Here is a 17109-nt window from a genome sequence, read left to right as displayed (position 1 = left end):
CTCCTTCTATCGTTTCCAAGCTTGAATGGTTTCTTTAACGAAGCTTTCAAATGTTTTGGCGGGACGATTCAGTATTTTTTCCTGTTGAATGTAATCAGCCACGGTGGCTTTCAAGCCCTGACGCTGAAAAAACATATACATTTGCTTCCAGTCGGCCAGCAGCCAAGCAGGCAAATAGGGTTTATTGCTTTCTTCCCATCTCTCCAAGTCGTCTCCCCCGTAAAGAATGGGGGCACCTAGATACTGACTGTACATCTCGCTGGTCTGTTTGGCGGTTAAGGCCTCAGGACCGATCAGTGGAAAGATCTGCCCCCTGAGCTCTTCCCTCAAGAGAGACTGCACCAAGGCGTCTGCAATGTCGTCTGCGTCGACACGACTCAGCCCCACATTACCAAAGGGCTGTGGATAGATCCCGTGGTCTAAAAGCGATGATTTAAAAAAGTAGTCGTTCTGATAAAAGTTATTGGGTGCGACAGTCGTCCACATCAGGCCGGACTTTTCCAACTCCTTTTGAATGGCCACCTTTGATGCGAAATGGGGAATCAGGGGAGCCTCTTCCACTCTGTGGATGGACATAAAGACAAGATGCTTAAGACCAGCGTCTTTGGCAATCTGGACGAAACGAACACCGGTCTCAAGCTCTGTCGGGCTGGCCGGGGTTATAAGGACTGCTTTGTCGACCCTCTTTAGTGCGGACAAAACAACATCCTCGTTGTCAAAATCGAAATGAATCTGACCGGCCCGCAGGGCCTGCCGACTGCCCTCGAGGATTTCAACTTGAGACTGTTTTTCCAACTGTTTAACGACTCTAGAACCAATGGTCCCCGTGCTGGCAGTGACTAGAACTTTCATAAGATCCTCCGTAAAACACTTTACGGCTATTGGGGATTCGCGTTTCCTAAATATTTACTAAGTTCTTACGAAATAAATCCTAACCTGCTATCTTGGGTTCTATGTTGAATCAAGAATGGTCCGAATTTTTGGAAAATGGCGTCGCAATGACCTTGAGCTGTTGTGACTCCGAACTTAAAAGCAAAGGCGCCAGATGCATTGGGGCGGTCGTAGGCCTAGACCGCAAGACCGTCACCTTCTACATCCAGAAAGATTCGGCACTAAGAGTTCTGCCAATACTGAAAGAACAGACCCATGTCGCTGTTGTCGCCTCTCTCCCTTCCACCTATAAAACACTGCAGGTAAAAGGAAGCTATCTGTCTCATCGGGAGGCGGACTCCAGAGATCGCATTATTCTTGAACGTTATCGAGAATTGTTTTTTGCCGAGACCGACAAAGCCGGCGTTCCTTCTCAAGTGATGAGACTGATGGTCACCTTCCCCGCCATCGCTGTCGACGTTGAGATCACCCAGTTGTTCTTAAGTACGCCGGGCCAGGATGCGGGGACTCCTCTATGATCAGCCCCTTCAGCATCAAAAACGCATTCTTAGGTGTTATTCCATCGACAATTTTAACAGCGTCCTCTGAGGGCATTCCGAATGTCGCCTACTTAAGCCAGGTTTACTTATTGAATGAAACACAACTGGGGCTGACAACTCAGTTTTTCAACAAAACCAAAAGCAATATCACCACGAACCCTCACTGCACCGTGCGGGTTTATGATCCTGATAACTTCAGCGCCTATGAGATCGAGGCCCAATACAGTCATACCGAATCAGACGGCCCCCTGTTTTCACAACTGGCCAAAAAATTCGATGCGATTGCCGATTACTCCGGGGCCTCCCATTTTTTCAAACTCCAGTCGATTGAAGTTTTGAATATTGTAAATATCGAAAAGATTGGCAATGAAGCCTATACCAGTGAAGAAGCAGCCCTTCCTCTTCCTTCGCGCCGAACGATCATTGACTTTGAGTCACTTCAAAAAGTCTGCGAAAGAGTCAGCGCAGCTCAGAATTTAGAGGATCTTTTTGACTCCATCCTCAAAGCCATCGATTTGGAATTTGGCTTAAGGCACTCCATGATTCTGATGAAACAAGGCGATGCCGATCGACTTTATACCATTTCCACGCGTGGCTATGATCAGTCCGGAGTCGGCTCGGAGGTCAAAATCGGCGAAGGTGTCATAGGTCGGGCTGCCGAGATGAAGGTGCCGTTCGCTCACGCCTCCCTGACCCGAGAAATTCTTTATGCGCGAGCCACCGCTCCTTCCCCCAAGGAAACTGCGACCGAATCGGTTCTGCACTATGCGATCCCTTTACCTGGGCTTAAGATGTCTCGCAGCCAGATGGCGATCCCTATTGTCTTGCGCGGCGAGCTTTTCGGTGTGCTCTTTGCGGAAAGCGAAAATATTTACGAGTTTCGTGATAGTGACGAAAGCATCCTTAAAACTTTAAGTCATGTTTTGGCGCTGGCGATCCAGAATCTTCAGATCAGTCACGATTTTGAGATCGTTCACACCGCTCCCCCCACCATGGCTGAACCCAAAGTCCGACCCTCAAAGGAAAAGTTGATCTTTAGTTACTTCCACAAAGAAGACTGCATTCTGCTTAATGGGGAATATTTGATCCGCAATGTCCCAGCCCGCATTTTATGGCGGATGCTCAAAGACTATCAGACTGGAAAAACCGAGTTCACAAACCGTGAGCTAAGAATGGATTCCTGGCTGCAACTGCCCGAGGTCAAAGACAACCTCGAGACTCGTCTTATTCTGCTGCGTAAGCGCCTGGAGAAAAAGTGTCCTCTGGTCTCCATCATTTCCAGCGGTCGTGGGCGAATCTCTTTGGTGGTTTCCGGCGACATTACCTTGTCGGAGAATTAAGAATGTCGGGTTGGAGGCATCAACCCGCCTGCTTCTTCAGATCTTTCTTTAATGAGATGAAGAGTCTTTCTTCCAGATTATCCACAAGCGCATGAAGCTTCTTATCATGCATTCCAAAGCGCTTACGGGCCGGATCGATCATGACACTGACGAATAAACTGCAAACGGTCAACAAAGCCCCAACCGCAAAGGTCGCCAGTACAATCTGGGTGTTTGTCGGCGCCGGAGGAAACACTCCATAAAAGACCGAACCCACCTTTTCACCCAGGAAAAAGTTCGAAGACGCGTTTTCCCGAGCGATCTTACGAGCAAAGCGACTGCCCAACCCCAAGACCCCCAGGGACTTGTCCCCGAAATAGATCCACCCCGCAGCCAGGGTCAAGAGAGAGCTGCAGATATCACTGATCATGGCCTGACTGGAGGTGTACTTTTCTATCTCCTTAAGGACTTCAGTTCGGATCCTGCGCTGATCTAACTCCACAGCCCCCGAGGCCACCATCGGCCCCAGCACCGGATCTTTGCGAATATAGTCCATCAGAATACCTTCACCAGAGACAGTGAAGTGTTTTTCAATAAAAGGGGAAATGTTCTGCTTTCGGTCCGCGGTGAATTTTTCAATGCAGTCATCAATAGCACACAGAACTGGTGCCGCTCTTTGCTCCATGAGGAATCTCCTGAATCCATTCTGGCAAATATTCCTCTGGAAAGGGATTAAATCTCAAGGTGATGGGGAGCATGCATTCGATTATCAGTTTAAAACGAGCAAACTCACCGGCAAAGTTCACGATTGTGTCGAGCTTTAAGCCAGGTCAACTCCCCGCACCTCAAGTTGCGTCGGGAGCCGGTAGGCTCCCGCAGTCGACCGCTATCTGGATACTGAACAGTTTTTCATGGGAGGAGCACCCAGAATTTGAGTCAGATCCTGTCCTTGCTTGAATCTGATTTTCAGGATGTAGATGGAGTTAAAGGCTGCATTGAAAATATCCTGAGCCTTTACAACACTGTCTTGTGCCGACAGGATTGCGCGGTCCGAAAGCACATGATTGGCGGAAAAGTCATTCACAGACTGATATCTTCTTACGCGCCCTACTTCTGATTCCAGAATATTATTCGACATCGTCAGCTCTTCATTCTGGCCATAGTTTGCACTTTGGAACTCGCCATTTTGATCCAGTCGGAACAATTCGATATTTTCGATGTCCTTTGAATACATCAAATCAACATCCAATCCGACACGCACATCACTGAGAATCTGCATTGCCGAATTCTTCACCGGCAGATACCCACACTGCGTACTCAACGAAACGGTGCTGACAGCACGGGATGGGACAAGCACCGCAAACGGGCCTACGGCAGGCAGGTTGTCACAGTTATAGCGTTCAAGACACTCTTCAGCCCGGGATCGGATCTCATTGATCTTGGCTTCCAGAGTTGCTGCCTTGGGTTCAAAGTACACAGTATAAAGGGCTCTGCTGACCCGGGTTTGCATATTTCTGATTTCTGTCAGTAATTCCTCGTGCTCAAAAATCCAGTCCGCCATAACTTTAAGCTGCTGCCATTTTTTCTGTCTTGGACGAATGTTTTCTGCCCCCTCGAAAATATCCAGGGGCTTTACCACGTAGGCAAACACCGGGGAATTCTCGATCGTAAAGCTTCTGAAATACTTTTCAGCGGCGTTTTTAATGCTTTGCAAATCATCCACCGCAATTTCATTGGCAAAGGTGCCCAGAGCATCTGCGCCCTGCCCGCCCACAGAAACCACCTTCACTTCCACGGAGCCAATCCTATCCAGCTTACGGATGAATTCTTTGTACTGAACATTAAGGTCCGCGCCGAAGTTCAGCTTGGGAACCTTCAGTTTGTTTTTCAAATCCAAGATCTTTTCTTTAATATCCTCTGTACGGGAATTCTTCACATGAATCAGCACGACCACCTTGGATCGGTGAATTTCTTCTGAAACAAAGTGAGTTCCGCAACGTCTTAGGACTTCCTGCCACTTGCCGTTATCCAGCAGCGTCTGATACTCGGGCTTCAGGGATTCTTCCGTCAGACCTTTACGCCCATATGAAAATTCCGCCGTCAGCGCAAAGTTCAGACTGTTCTTATTTTCCAGGAATTTATGAATCACACGGTAAGAATTCTGGCTGTCGATGTTCACGGCCTTGATTGTTCCCGCCGCATTCAGTTGAACATCAAAATTCATTTTTCTTTCCAGCTCACTGGAAGTCTCAATCATGCTCAGATCGAATGAAGTTGAAACGGGTGTGTTCCCATCCAGCCATTCACGATCAGTGCTTTTAACACAATTTGCCTTGGCTCTGTCAGGGTGGTCCATATCCACCCCGGCCCCCAGCCTCAAGGAACCATTTTCACTGTAACTGATTGTCTGTGCGAACGATTGTACGGATAACAACATCATCGCTAAAATAATTTTTTTCATAACGTTCCCCTGTCTCTTACGGAAGTTTCATTCTGAATATTTTTAAATTCTTTTCTGTTCCCAGCTCCGGCAGTTTGTCGAAGTAGTCCTCGGGAACCGATTTCACGAATTTGAATTTCGGATCAAGAATTTTGACCCCAGCCAATCCATCCTGTCCCAAGCGACCCTGCGGACCTGCCAGACCTGGCTTACCATCAAGACCTCTTTTGCCATAGCGACCGTTATCACCTTCACAAGGTGGAATTTCACAACGTGAGGTGATCAAGGCCGTACCAGATGAGCCGCCTTTACCGCCGTCGCCCCCTTTGCCACCGATACCGCCTTCGCCGCCCATACCTGGTTGACCTCCCGGGCCTCCACGGTTGTCGAATTCATCCCCGGTCAGTTCCAGCGTGTTAAAGACTTCGGCCACATACAAAGCGATCTTACCGCCGTTGCCACCTCGGCCCCCGTCACCGCCTGCGCCGCCATTACCACCATTTCCGCCGTGACCACCATCACCACCGTCTCCGCCGTCGCCAGAACGATTCCAAATAGCGTACTTCTGGTTGCCACCGCGACCACCTTCACCACCGACGCCGCCATTGCCACCTTGCTGTCCCCGGCCGCCTTTGCCGCCAGTTCCACCTTCGCCCCCGACAGCGCGGATACGGAAGCCAATGGTCCCTTCAATTCTGTTGATTTTCAGCACGATATCAGAGGCATGAACACCCGACTCGCCCGGAGCGCCATTGTTGCCGTCACGGCCATCCATACCATTGTAGCCATGCTGACCTCGGCCCCCGTCTTCCGGAGAATCTGTCAGGCTGCCGCCACTGCCATTGCCACCGCGGGCTCCGGCAGAACCAGCGTTGGCAAGTTCCAATACTGCAGAGGCAAATTCACCCTGCTGGCCTTTGACACCGCGAATACTTTCCACATTCATAAAACCTTCAACAGAATCAGCGACGATCTGCAGATTTGATTGAGTCAGGATTCTTCCGCCATTTCTGAATTCAATTCTTTTACAGATCAAATCAACATTCAGCGGTGCTTGGCGCAGATCCTCATCCTTACGGGTGAATTCCACGTCCCCGTTAATCACGAGGGTTTCGTCCTGACTGCAAAGAAACTTTTGTTCTTCAAGTAGCACGCGAGTTCTTTCTGAAGGGTCACCCAGAATCCGGGCCCATGCAGGATCAGCAAAAGTCACAGCCGCAGCCAAAGGGATCAATGTTTTAAAGATATTTTTCATAGTCATTTTCCTCGCTAAAATTGAAAGCTCTCAAGAGAGACATCGTTTGAAATATAAATTTCCGCTTTGGTCACAAGACCCTCGCGACCCTCGACACCGGGACGACCCTCTTGACCATCCTTGCCATCCTGACCGTGCGTGCCCGCACTGCCGGTAAGGCCCGAGCTGCCGCCGTGACTGAAGACTGAACCGTCTCCACCATCACCACCTTCTCCGGCAAGACCACCACGTCCGCCTTTGCCTGCAAGGCCTTTAGCGCCACCCGGTCCGCCTTTACCACCAGCAACCAGAACATTGATGTTGTCGTTCACTTTCACCATATCCATAAATCTTGGCTTCACCACGACGACCACCAGACCGCCATCACCGCCTTTACCGCCATCGCCCCCAAAGCCACCGTTACCGCCGTTGCCGCCGGCACCACCATCGCCACCGCGACCACCGCGACTGGCTTTGCGATCATACTTGGCGCCGCCGCCACGACCGCCTTTGCCGCCATTGCCACCTTGTCCGGCGTCCTGAGCGTTAAGACCTTTTAGTCCCTTGAGGCCAGCGCCACCCGCGGCGACAATTTCCACACCGCTGCACAGGTCCACGCTCTCAAACTGCATAAAAATTTTGTGCGCATTCAGCCCTGCAACGCCCGGCAAGCCATTGTCGCCGTTACGTCCATTCGCCCCGGCTCCTCCGGAAGCTCCAGTACCACCTTCAGAGCTAGGAGTAGATTTTGGAATTCCCCATTTTATTTTTCCACCCGCATCGCTGCCATTACCGCCTGCTCCGCCATGAATGCCATTGGCGGCAGAGACACTTGCACAAGACATGAAAGTGCATCGCTTGAACGGCTCTGCTTGATCGGGATTGTTTTTTATTTCGGTCAGGGAAACGACCTGGTTTGCGTGATCTATTGCAGCTGAAAGATTTAGAGCCGCAATATCCAGCAATTGCACGCGCGATGACTTTGTTACCTCACCAACCACCATGCGCGCATTTTGCACATAGAAAATCATGGCATTGTTTCGGACAGTCAGTTTGCCGATGCTTGCCAGATACTGAGATGGATTTTCAGGCAGCATCAGAAGTGTGTCTTCTTTAATCAGAAGGTCTTCACCTTGCAGACGGGCCCACAAGGGCTTTGCTACCTTGGCGCGTTCCTGAAGGGATGGCAGTTGTTCAGCCAGAGTTTCGGCTGTCCACTTCGATTGGTACCGGTCATTCAGGCACAGGGGGCCCGCATGGGCTTGCACCTGAGCCAGAAGCAACAACATGAAGATCAATTTGGAAAACTTCATAAAAACTCCTCATACGATTCATTTCGCATAAGAAGCTTTTTACAGAATTCAGAAGAATTCCGCGAAGTCCGGTTGGTTAAAACGGCCGGGTTTCAGTTTACTTTTGGTAAAGTCAGTATTCGTACCAGTCTATATTAAGGCAGTATCCAACCTCGGGGTTTCCCTCGCGCGATAAGTTGATGATTTCCTTAATGTTTGCACGCAGATAGTCCCGGATCTTCTGCGCCCCTTCGGCGGATAAAGACATGGGGCTGGTATAGTGGACATGGGGGTCTTTATAAAAATCCATCTTGGAAATAGCCCGCTGACGCCAGTTCTGGTGATGCCTTAAAATCATCGGATGGGTTGAATCAAGATGAGTGAACCCCTGCTTATAATAAAGCTGACCGTTCTTTCGCTCACACAAGCCCACTTCGATCAAAAACTGAATAGCGATGTCCACTTTTTCCAAGGGCACGCCCAGTTTTTCGGCAATGGTTTTCAGTTCTTTTCCCACAGGGGTCGGCAGCAGATTTCTAACGCCAGTATAAAGCCACGAGGAATAGTAGGTGGCTTTGTCCACATCACTCAGGACAACATCCTTGGGAACTCGGGCACTGATGGACTTGGCCTCGGACTGTAATACCTGGATCTTGCCTTTGATGCGCGACTGAAGCTTGACCGAGCCTGCCCGCCCCAGTTCGATCATCAGCATAAAGACATCTGTTTCTTTGTCACCAAATCCGAAAAAGGCTGCAGCCTCTAACCCCTGTTCGGAAGAAAGATTCTTTTCACCTTTCAGGATCTGCGAAAACAACGAGGTGCTGATGCGCATGGCTTCAACCAGTTTTCCTCGGTACTTCTTGTCCGTGCGCTCTTGGGATTGAAGAACATCCTTAAAGAAAAGCCTGTAGTCGTCGTAGTTGTAAATATCCAGCATGCTCTCAGTTTACTAACGGTAAACAAAGCCCGACCTGTTTTTCGGTTTTTGAGCCAAAAATCAGGACCTTTTTACTGTCTCAAATTGAGATTTCGGGACCTTTGGTGAGGCATGGCGCTTGCTCTTCAGACTGGCAGGAGTCGAATATGACAGTGCAAGCATCGCGAAACAGATTCTTATTGAGCCTTATGCCCTGGCTTCTTTGCGGCTTCATGACGTTTATCGTCGCCTGTCAACCCAATGAGCACACCAGCACCGGCCCCACTGAAACCAGTGGAGGTGGCGGAAATACCGGTGATGGCGGCGGCGGCACCGGATTTAACTCCAAAATGTACGAACAGTACATCACCAAACTTGAAACCCTTGGTATCTGGAAAACTGAAATCAGCAAAGTTCTGGAAAGGACCTCTTCGTTCAATCCGGCTTTATTGAACGTGCTGCAAAAGAAGACCTGGATTTTTGTTCCTCAAAAGCTGAATCGCATCGATGCAGAGAAAATGGGAATGGAGTTCCGAACAAAAGACTATGAACAGTATGCCTTCCAAACTGAAGGCGAAGTTTGGATCGACTCCACCGCCTTCAACAGTCTGTCGGCAGAAACTCAAGCCTATTTGATTTTCCACGAAACGGTCATGGACCTGTACGTGCTGTCCAAGGTCCGTCAAATCGGAGATAAAAATCCAGAAGATTTCGCGCCATTCAAAAATGCTTACTGCAACCGACTGAAGGATCTTTTCCCGGAGTCTCAAGTCTGTGCTACCACGGCCACCGCTAAAGCAAAATCCCTGTATTCGGTCCTGAGCGCAGCAGACTATCCCAAAATCCGTGAAGCGACACATCTGCTGATGGATTCCACTTCAGAAAAAACCTCTGACGAGATTTTTGTGCATCTTATCGGCCTTGGTTTTGATGAAAGAGTCGTGGGGTCTGCACTGCGAATGGTCCCTCCAGAAGAAAGCGGAACCAAAGGTTTACAGGATCTCATCGGCTGGATTAAAAACAAAGCCATCGACGAAAGCTGCGTCACTAAAGATCTGGAAACCAATCCGGAGAAAAATCAAAAATGCTCCCTTACCTTAAGTGCCGACAAGAAAGCCATTGTCATCAACAATGGTGAGTCTTCGTTTCATTTTCAACTTCCTACCGACGAAAACACGTTTACAGTTCACACCCGACACCTGGTCACCCAAGAATCCACGGTCAAACTTTCCTATTGGGCGAGGGAACCCGAAGACGAAAATGGCTGGAGCGCAGTCCCCTCCTTCGACATTTTGATCCATTACGCAGGAAACGGGCAACCCGCTTCGATACGACTGGAAACTACAAGCGCCCTGCCGCAGGAGAAGATCTGGATATTCTCGAAGATATTCTCTTTAGCTCCGGGGATCGGCTTTCAGTTTTGAGTGATAGATAAGGGTGAAGTTCTTAAAAATCCAAAGTGCGGAGATATTATTCAAGGCACTGGCGGTGTTCGTAAGTTTCGGTCCGAAGATACGGAGCGCGGCAAAGGCAAGCGCGGTGGATTCAGGGGCCTTTATCTGGATCTTCCCCATGTAGAACACACTCACCTGCTGTTTCTGTATGATAAGGGCCAAGCTGACGATCTAAGTCCTGAAGGTAAAAAAGTCATTAAGGCATTAGTAGAAAAGATAAAGGGAGAAGAATCATGAAAAAGAAAATGTCAGTTGAAGATGCTCTGATTCAAAGCCTGAAAGACGCCCATGAATTTGAAGTTGGAAAAAAGAAGCTTACAACCCGCACTCGCGAGCTTCCCCCACCTGCCCCTGAGTTCACCGGCAAAAAGATTAAAAAGTTACGCGCGGTATTCGGGGCAACTCAGGACGAGTTCGCAACCATAATGAATGTTAAAGTTGCAACAGTACGCTCTTGGGAGCAGGGACAGCGTAAGCCAGCCGATGCCAGCAATCGCCTGCTAGAATTAATGGAAAAACAAGGCCCACAATTTTTGAACCTCTTAAAGGGAGCCTAAGGACTGAACTGAGGCCGCTGGCCAGAAGTTCCCCAAACCATAGCGTTCAGATAAAGGTTTCTTCATGAATTTTTCTTTTAAAAAAGCTTTGGCAGTACTTTTTTTGATATTACTTATCCTTTTAGGGTTTTGGTTTTTCAAAAAGGATGGTTCTGATGAATCTATAATTAGTGGGTGGGAACAGGTCCGCGTGTCTGTTGAAACTCGCTATGCCAGCAATCCTGAGCTAAAAAAGGCCGCTCTCCAAATGGCCAAGGCACTTCAATTGGCGGTGCAAAACCCCGACAATGCGGTAGCGATTGATGTCGAACTGGAAAAAGCTATGTCTTGTGTATTGGGTGTACTAGAGAAGCAAGGCTCCGATGAATCCGGTGTTTTAGGTGATATCAGGGATCTTGCTATCAAAGGAAGTGAACGCGAACGACGATATATTCGCTATAATGCACGACTTTCGGGCCGAGTATTCGATGGTGGCGGACCAGATATCTCCCTATGTACTCAAGATTAAATCCAGTGAAATTAACGATCACCAGCAGTGTCTTAGCTCTATTGTTACCTTTGTTCTCTCGGGCGGACTGCAACTCCCCCAAAGTTTTGTACTTTGCCAATGGGATGTTTAATGATCGCGTAGGCGCTAATGAAAGTAAGGACGAATTACAGAAAAAGCTTCAAAGAAAGTATCCATCCGATAAGTTTGCAACGGTAAAGCTGGCATTTAATACCGACGAAGCCGCTCTGATTCAGTTACATCAGGTGTTCAGGCAGAAAGTGACAGACATCAACGTCAGCTTTTGGAAATCTTTCGCCAACCTTCTTCAGGTTAATCCAAAAGACGTATCCACCATCCTCAGTAAATACATAGCTGTAGAAAAACTGCTGGACGTCGATCTCTCTCTTCAGATCAAAAGTTATCAGGCATCTCTGAAAAATGGCTGGTCCATCATTACTGTGGCCCACTCACAAGGAAACTTTTATACAAATTCGGCCTTCGATAATTTGAATGTCGGCAACATGACCTCAATGATCTCAGTGGCAACACCCGCCTCACGAGTGTTTCAAGACGGACCCTATTTCACATTTAAATCCGACGGTATTATTGGCCTCATTCCGACAGCCCTTTCGCCCAACTTCACAAAAGAACCTGCAGGTTTATTCGATCATGAGTTTATAAAACACTATCTCGGCGACAAAACCACGCACGATCAAATTCTTTTGGCCGTTCACGAAACATATAACAATGCTACAGAAGCATCAGAACCGAGCTTAGATCCTGCTGCGAGATATTTTGATAATGACGTCGTACCGATACTAAATTACTACAAGGAAGTTGTGACCCAGCGGAGTCTTTTACCAGGCCAGTGTCTCTTAGCCTGGCAGCTTTTTGATGTTTATGCACGACATGGGGCTACCTGCACTCAACGTAACTTTGCGGCTTTCAAAGAAGGTATTTCTGATTGCCTCAAAGATCTGGATGATAAAAACCAAGAACGCCGAGAAACAAACTGCCCCATTTATCGTGGAATGGATTTCGGAAGCCCATATCAAGCATATTTTCCAGCCGAATCTCATGACTTCTTTACTAGCTTCCCCGACTGCAAAATGTCTTTTAATGATTTTCACGAACAAGAAGGACTCAACGAGGTAACGGCCGCATTGGTTCTGCTACAAAAACTAGAAACCAAGACAACTAAACGCGAAACGAAGTAACTCTAATGCAACATTTTTTCTCGGAAAGAACTCGTCTCACGAGGGGAGAAATAAAAAAGGCAGCCTTGTGAGCTGCCTTGAATATTTAAATAAAATCTACCACTTAGACTCTTTGACCATCTCTTCCAGAGAAAAAATGGCGGGGTGGACGGGACTCGAACCCGCGGCCTTCCGCGTGACAGGCGGACGTTATAACCAACTTAACTACCACCCCAGTGGCGTTTCGGAGAATCTTTTATAGCCAAGCTGCCCCCGCAATACAACAAGATTTTTTAAAAATCTTGTAACCTGCCGTTTAATGCCATCTTTTTAAGCAAAAAGATGACTCCACCTCCCCAGATTCGCCTATTCAAGGCCCGAAACTGGGTATAATCTCTGAAAGCATCAAGGAGTTTTTCGATGAAAATGCTATTGGCAGCAACCGCTCTTTTCTTCTCTCAAGCCGCTTTGGCTGAAACTATCACTTACAACGTGGAAGGCATGCACTGCGGTTCCTGCGCCCGCTCTATCAAGGCCCAAGTCTGCACAATGGAAGGTCTGGAAAAGTGCGAAGTATCGATGGGGAAAGTTGTGATCTCTCCTAAATCCGGAGTGAACATTTCTCAAGATCAGATTCAAGCGGCGATATCTAAAGCCGGTGAATACAAGATCACCAACTCTACAAAAAGCAAATAAGGTCCTGTCCTCATCTGATCATGCCTCCTAAACAGGGGGGTATGATCAAAAAAAATTGACTGGTCTTTGCACTCTAGAACCATGACCCCGGCCCTTTTTTTTGTCATAATGGGGACATGCTTACGAACTCATCCGCACCCATAAAGGGTCGCCTGCTTATCATCGACGACGAATCTGAGCTTCTGGAAGTCCTCTCGGCTTTGCTTGAGGATAGTGCCTCTGAAATCCATCGCGCCAACAACGGCATCGAAGGTATCGACCTTTTGAGATCCCACCAATTCGACGCTGTTTTGTCTGACGAAAAAATGCCTAAAAAGTCCGGCTTGGACGTGCTGAAATGGATGCGCGAAAACGGCCAGAATATCCCGTTCATCATCCATACCGGTTACGGCCAAAAAGACATGGTCCTTGAAGCTCAACGCTTGGGAGTCTATGCCTTTATCGACAAACCTTGGGACGAAAACTCCCTGATCACAACGGTTGAGCGCGCCCTGAAAGCTGGTATGGAGCAACAGAAGGCCTAAAGGTCTTGTCTCCCCGGCCCCCGATCCCTCATAATGAGAGCAGCCGAGCCATCAAGAATCTAGTGGCTCTAGAATAGGATACTCTCATGAATAAGCTCTTTTGGATCGACATGGAGATGACCGGTCTTGATGTCGAGAAGGAAGTGATCATCGAAGTGGCGGCTGTCGTCACGGATCTGAACTTCAAAGAACTGGCCACTTTTGAAACCGTGGTCAAACAACCGCAAAAATTTTTGGACAACATGGATGCTTGGAATACTGAGCACCACAAGAAATCCGGCCTGACCGCAAAGGTGCCATTTGGCATGGAGCCGGATCAAGTAGAAGCCAAGCTGATGGACATGGTGAAGAAGTTCTTCCCAGATCCTAATGAGCGCCCTGTCCTTGCCGGGAACTCGATCATGCAAGATCGCCTGTTCATCAACAAGTACATGCCAGAACTGGCCGCCCGTCTGCACTACCGTATGGTGGATGTGTCCTCCTGGAAGGTGATCATCAATAACAAATTCAAGTACGTCTATCAGAAGTCCAACAAGCACCGCGCCCTGGAAGACATCCGCGAAAGCATCCAGGAACTGCGCCACTATTGTGACAATCTGAAATTCTAGAAAGAACTCTGCGACCCATGCCTCAGAAAAAATCCACCGAAAATGAATCCGCATTTAAAAACTGGATTAATGAGGCGTTGGTTCGCCGCATGGCTGCCCACATTCAGCAGCACTATCCCAGCTTTGATTCCAAAGGCTTTATCCAAGTCAGTCACGAACTTCCAAAGCTTGAGATGAAGCCGCGCATGCGCTTGATCTGTGATTTCCTGAAGACTCACCTTCCGTCCGAGTATCCCAAGGCCTTAAAGATTCTTTTAAAGGCCGCGCGCCAACCCAAGTCCGGCGTTGATCCCTTAAAAGGTTTTGATCTTTGGGCCTTCACTGAATTTGTGCAGCGCTATGGCCTGGAGCATTTTGAAGCATCCATGAATGCCCTGCACACGCTGACACAAAAATTTACCGCCGAATTCGCCGTCAGACCTTTTATCATTCACAATCAGGAACGAACGCTAAAACAGCTGATGCTGTGGAGCCAAGATCCCAGTGAACATGTGCGCCGCTGGGTTTCAGAAGGTACCAGGCCCCGCCTGCCGTGGGGTGAGTTGCTGCGAAGCTTTATCAAAGATCCGCGCCCGGCCCTGGAGCTTTTGGAAGAACTGAAATATGACGACTCACTGTATGTGAGAAAATCCGTCGCCAATCACCTGAACGACATCACCAAGGATCACCCTGAACTGGTGATCAAAACTTTGAAACGCTGGCTGAAAGACTGTCCGAAAGAACACAAAGACAAGATTGACTGGATCACTCGTCATGCCCTGCGCACCCAAGTGAAGGCCGGAAACCCCAAAGCTTTGCAACTTTTAGGCTATCACACCGAGGCTGTGGTAAAACTGCATGATCTGAAGCTGGCTCCACAAACCGTTAAAACAGGTGGCCATCTGGAGATGAGCTTTGCTCTATCCAGCACTCAGAATGCCACCGTGGTGGTCGACTATGCGATTCACTACAAAAAATCCAATGGCAGTCATTCTGCCAAAGTGTTCAAACTTTCAAACAAGGATTTAAAGGCGAAAGAGCGGATGGACTTCACCAAGAAGCATTCCTTCCGCCCCGTAACAACGCGGGTCCTTTATCCCGGAGCCCACGTTCTTGAGATATTTGTGAACGGCAAAAGCTTGGGGAAAGCTTCGTTCACTCTAAAATAGATACGCTGTAGCCAGAAGAACCGAGAGCCCCCCGAGGCGGGCCCGGCAGGCACCTTTTAGAGGTTCTTCTTCATTTCTTCCAAAGATTTTAGAAGGTTTTTGTAGCGGTCGGTTTTAATTTCGGGATCGGCCAGAGCTACTTCGATGGCCTTTTTGGCTTCGTCTTTTTGTTTTAGCTCTTTATGAATTTCTGCCAAAGTTTTCAGATTGTACAAACGCATATCCGCGCCCAGGGCCACGGCTTTTTCTGCCTGAGGCAAGGCCTTGTCGAAGGCCTTTTGGCGAACATAGTAGTTGGCAAGTTTCATATAAGGCACATAGCTGGCTGCATCTTCTTTGAGAAGCTTCAGCAACCAGGACTCTTCTTCAACTGGCATTTCTGCCGTGCGGAAGTAGGAAAGTACGGCCATCACTTCGCCCGGACGTTTTTCTGAAAGCTTCATGACAGACATTTCTTTTTTCAGTTCGTCTGTTGCCAGAGCAGCTTCTTCTTTGTTTTTCAAAAGATCTGCCGCCGTCTTCCACATCGTCAAAACTTCGGCTCTTTCCGCCGGAGCCATGGCGCTGACCTCCCAAGCCGCCACCCATTTGACGGTCTCAACTTTGGATGACGCCAGTTTTTTCAGGAAATCCATATTTGCTGTCAGCTTTTCCTTCAGATCCGCAGGAAGCTCTTTTTTATTTCTAGTAAGGTAACCGCCCCAATCGTTCGCCGCCGTCACCGCCGTGAAACTTTTTGGCTTGGCTTCAGACCACTTTTTAAGAACAGCAAAGTATTCGGTTTCTTTCTTGTCGGACTCGGCCTTATCAGCCCACAAACCCATTTCAGCCATCGCGTAACGATCCGAATCTGCACCAGCTGCCACATACCACTTCACAGCTTTCTCGTAATCCAAGGCATTACTAGCTTGCTCGGCCAAAACCAGCATGGCTGCCTTGTCACCGGCAGCGGCCAACTTCTCAAGCTCGGTGTTAGACTTCAGATTCTTTTTCGCGGTCAGGATTCTTTTGGCAAATTCATCTGCTGGAACGAAATCCAAAGAACGATACAGCTCAGAGCCGTCTGGTTTTAAAATCAATACGGTTGGAATGGCTTTAATATCATACTGTTTTCCGAAAGCCTTGTTCACACTCATGTCGGCGTTCAGGGCGACCAGAATCAGATCCTTGGTTGCCGATTTGAATTTTTGAGTACCGAACACCTCGGTTTCCAAACGCACACACGCCGGGCACCAAGGGGCCCCATAGTCCACCAGCAAGTTCTTCTTGGATTTAAGCGCCAAAGCCTTGGCAGCTTCCAGATCGTTCAAAATAAAACCATGATGGTTCTTTTCAAGCTTCACCGAAGATTTTACCGGCACCACAGCGGCTTTGGCAGCGGCCTCTTTAACAACTTCTTTGGCAGGTTTTAACTTCCCGCCGTCAACAACGTAAGACATCTTGTGCTCTTCACACACCGTCTTTTTGTCGTCGCAAACGTAGAAACCCAATTCAAATGCTTCACGCTCTTTAGCTGGTAAAGCAAAGACCAACTGATGCTCTTCTTTCACCAGCGGAGCAATCTCGGCCCCTTTCATCGTGAAGCTGGCTGGAGCTTCTTTATTGAAGTGAAATCCTTTTTGAACCGTTCCCAGGATCTTTCCACCTGATACTGCAAAAGAAACTTTGCCGTCAGAAAGACGTGCCCAGGAACCAAGTGAAAACAACAACGCGAAAACCAGCACAAGACTCTTCATAAGTTCTCCTTACCCTGAAAAACCTATCACGTCTTGTCCTGGTGACAATCCTAAAATCCTTCCGTT

General features: G+C 48.4%; 18 protein-coding genes and 1 tRNA gene. 11 read left to right on the top strand and 8 right to left on the bottom strand.

Translation table 11 applies throughout. From position 1 onward, the window contains the following. Window positions 1-6 precede the first annotated feature (6 nt). On the bottom strand, window positions 7-795 hold the full coding sequence (locus ACES2G_RS05880; protein WP_374001551.1) for an SDR family oxidoreductase: 789 nt from the start codon (window positions 793-795) through the stop codon (window positions 7-9). 158 nt (window positions 796-953) lie between these two features. On the opposite strand from ACES2G_RS05880, the gene ACES2G_RS05875 reads away from it, so the two are divergent. Then, the gene (locus tag ACES2G_RS05875) at window positions 954-1409 is read left to right on the top strand and encodes a hypothetical protein (protein WP_374001550.1); all 456 of its coding nucleotides are present in this window, start codon (window positions 954-956) and stop codon (window positions 1407-1409) included. After that, window positions 1406-2770 (top strand): GAF domain-containing protein, encoded by a 1365-nt coding sequence (locus ACES2G_RS05870; protein WP_374001549.1) that lies wholly within the window; start codon window positions 1406-1408, stop codon window positions 2768-2770. Before ACES2G_RS05875 ends, ACES2G_RS05870 begins: the two co-directional genes overlap by 4 nt. 19 nt (window positions 2771-2789) lie before the next feature. On the opposite strand, the gene ACES2G_RS05865 is transcribed toward ACES2G_RS05870, so the two are convergent. The 5 genes from ACES2G_RS05865 to ACES2G_RS05845 all read right to left on the bottom strand — a co-directional run bounded on the left by ACES2G_RS05865 (window position 2790) and on the right by ACES2G_RS05845 (window position 8655). Then, window positions 2790-3434, bottom strand: a complete 645-nt coding sequence (locus tag ACES2G_RS05865; protein WP_374001548.1) for a DUF6635 family protein — start codon at window positions 3432-3434, stop codon at window positions 2790-2792. A gap of 201 nt (window positions 3435-3635) precedes the next feature. Further along, complete coding sequence (locus ACES2G_RS05860; protein ID WP_374001547.1) at window positions 3636-5210, bottom strand: hypothetical protein; 1575 nt, start codon at window positions 5208-5210, stop codon at window positions 3636-3638. A gap of 16 nt (window positions 5211-5226) precedes the next feature. Beyond that, window positions 5227-6444: a hypothetical protein gene (locus ACES2G_RS05855; RefSeq protein WP_347356864.1), complete on the bottom strand. Its 1218-nt coding sequence runs from the start codon at window positions 6442-6444 to the stop codon at window positions 5227-5229. Between the two features lie 14 nt (window positions 6445-6458). Then, complete coding sequence (locus tag ACES2G_RS05850) at window positions 6459-7736, bottom strand: hypothetical protein (RefSeq protein ID WP_374001546.1); 1278 nt, start codon at window positions 7734-7736, stop codon at window positions 6459-6461. Between the two features lie 112 nt (window positions 7737-7848). Next, window positions 7849-8655, bottom strand: a complete 807-nt coding sequence (locus ACES2G_RS05845; protein ID WP_374001545.1) for a TIGR02147 family protein — start codon at window positions 8653-8655, stop codon at window positions 7849-7851. A gap of 146 nt (window positions 8656-8801) precedes the next feature. Here ACES2G_RS05845 and ACES2G_RS05840 point away from each other — a divergent pair, with 146 nt between their 5' ends. The 5 genes from ACES2G_RS05840 (at window position 8802) to ACES2G_RS05820 (ending at window position 12352) form a co-directional block, all read left to right on the top strand. Then, a complete protein-coding gene (locus ACES2G_RS05840; RefSeq protein WP_374001544.1) occupies window positions 8802-10058 on the top strand; it encodes a hypothetical protein in 1257 nt (418 codons plus the stop codon). Then, window positions 10059-10325 (top strand): type II toxin-antitoxin system RelE/ParE family toxin, encoded by a 267-nt coding sequence (locus ACES2G_RS05835; RefSeq protein ID WP_374001543.1) that lies wholly within the window; start codon window positions 10059-10061, stop codon window positions 10323-10325. Next, window positions 10322-10645: a helix-turn-helix domain-containing protein gene (locus ACES2G_RS05830; RefSeq protein WP_374001542.1), complete on the top strand. Its 324-nt coding sequence runs from the start codon at window positions 10322-10324 to the stop codon at window positions 10643-10645. The genes ACES2G_RS05835 and ACES2G_RS05830 overlap by 4 nt, the downstream gene beginning before the upstream one ends. Before the next feature lie 64 nt (window positions 10646-10709). Beyond that, window positions 10710-11153, top strand: a complete 444-nt coding sequence (locus ACES2G_RS05825; protein WP_374001541.1) for a hypothetical protein — start codon at window positions 10710-10712, stop codon at window positions 11151-11153. Window positions 11154-11158: 5 nt separating this feature from the next. Continuing rightward, complete coding sequence (locus ACES2G_RS05820; RefSeq protein ID WP_374001540.1) at window positions 11159-12352, top strand: hypothetical protein; 1194 nt, start codon at window positions 11159-11161, stop codon at window positions 12350-12352. A 137-nt stretch (window positions 12353-12489) separates the two neighbouring features. Here ACES2G_RS05820 and ACES2G_RS05815 read toward each other — a convergent pair. Further along, window positions 12490-12566, bottom strand: a tRNA-Asp gene (locus ACES2G_RS05815). A gap of 185 nt (window positions 12567-12751) precedes the next feature. On the opposite strand from ACES2G_RS05815, the gene ACES2G_RS05810 reads away from it, so the two are divergent. The 4 genes from ACES2G_RS05810 to ACES2G_RS05795 all read left to right on the top strand — a co-directional run bounded on the left by ACES2G_RS05810 (window position 12752) and on the right by ACES2G_RS05795 (window position 15307). After that, on the top strand, window positions 12752-13027 hold the full coding sequence (locus tag ACES2G_RS05810) for a heavy metal-associated domain-containing protein (RefSeq protein ID WP_347356853.1): 276 nt from the start codon (window positions 12752-12754) through the stop codon (window positions 13025-13027). A gap of 116 nt (window positions 13028-13143) precedes the next feature. Then, window positions 13144-13551: a response regulator gene (locus tag ACES2G_RS05805; RefSeq protein ID WP_347356852.1), complete on the top strand. Its 408-nt coding sequence runs from the start codon at window positions 13144-13146 to the stop codon at window positions 13549-13551. A gap of 86 nt (window positions 13552-13637) precedes the next feature. Beyond that, window positions 13638-14159 carry an oligoribonuclease gene (gene orn, locus ACES2G_RS05800; protein WP_347356850.1) on the top strand — a complete coding sequence of 174 codons (522 nt, stop codon included), beginning with the start codon at window positions 13638-13640 and terminating at the stop codon, window positions 14157-14159. A 17-nt stretch (window positions 14160-14176) separates the two neighbouring features. Then, on the top strand, window positions 14177-15307 hold the full coding sequence (locus ACES2G_RS05795; protein ID WP_374001539.1) for a DNA alkylation repair protein: 1131 nt from the start codon (window positions 14177-14179) through the stop codon (window positions 15305-15307). A gap of 56 nt (window positions 15308-15363) precedes the next feature. Here ACES2G_RS05795 and ACES2G_RS05790 read toward each other — a convergent pair whose 3' ends face one another. Further along, window positions 15364-17043 (bottom strand): thioredoxin family protein, encoded by a 1680-nt coding sequence (locus ACES2G_RS05790; RefSeq protein ID WP_374001538.1) that lies wholly within the window; start codon window positions 17041-17043, stop codon window positions 15364-15366. Between the last annotated feature and the right edge of the window lie 66 nt (window positions 17044-17109).

It is taken from the genome of Bdellovibrio bacteriovorus, from assembly GCF_041888015.1.
Taxonomy (GTDB): domain Bacteria; phylum Bdellovibrionota; class Bdellovibrionia; order Bdellovibrionales; family Bdellovibrionaceae; genus Bdellovibrio.
This window is presented reverse-complemented; position numbering and strand designations above follow the sequence as displayed.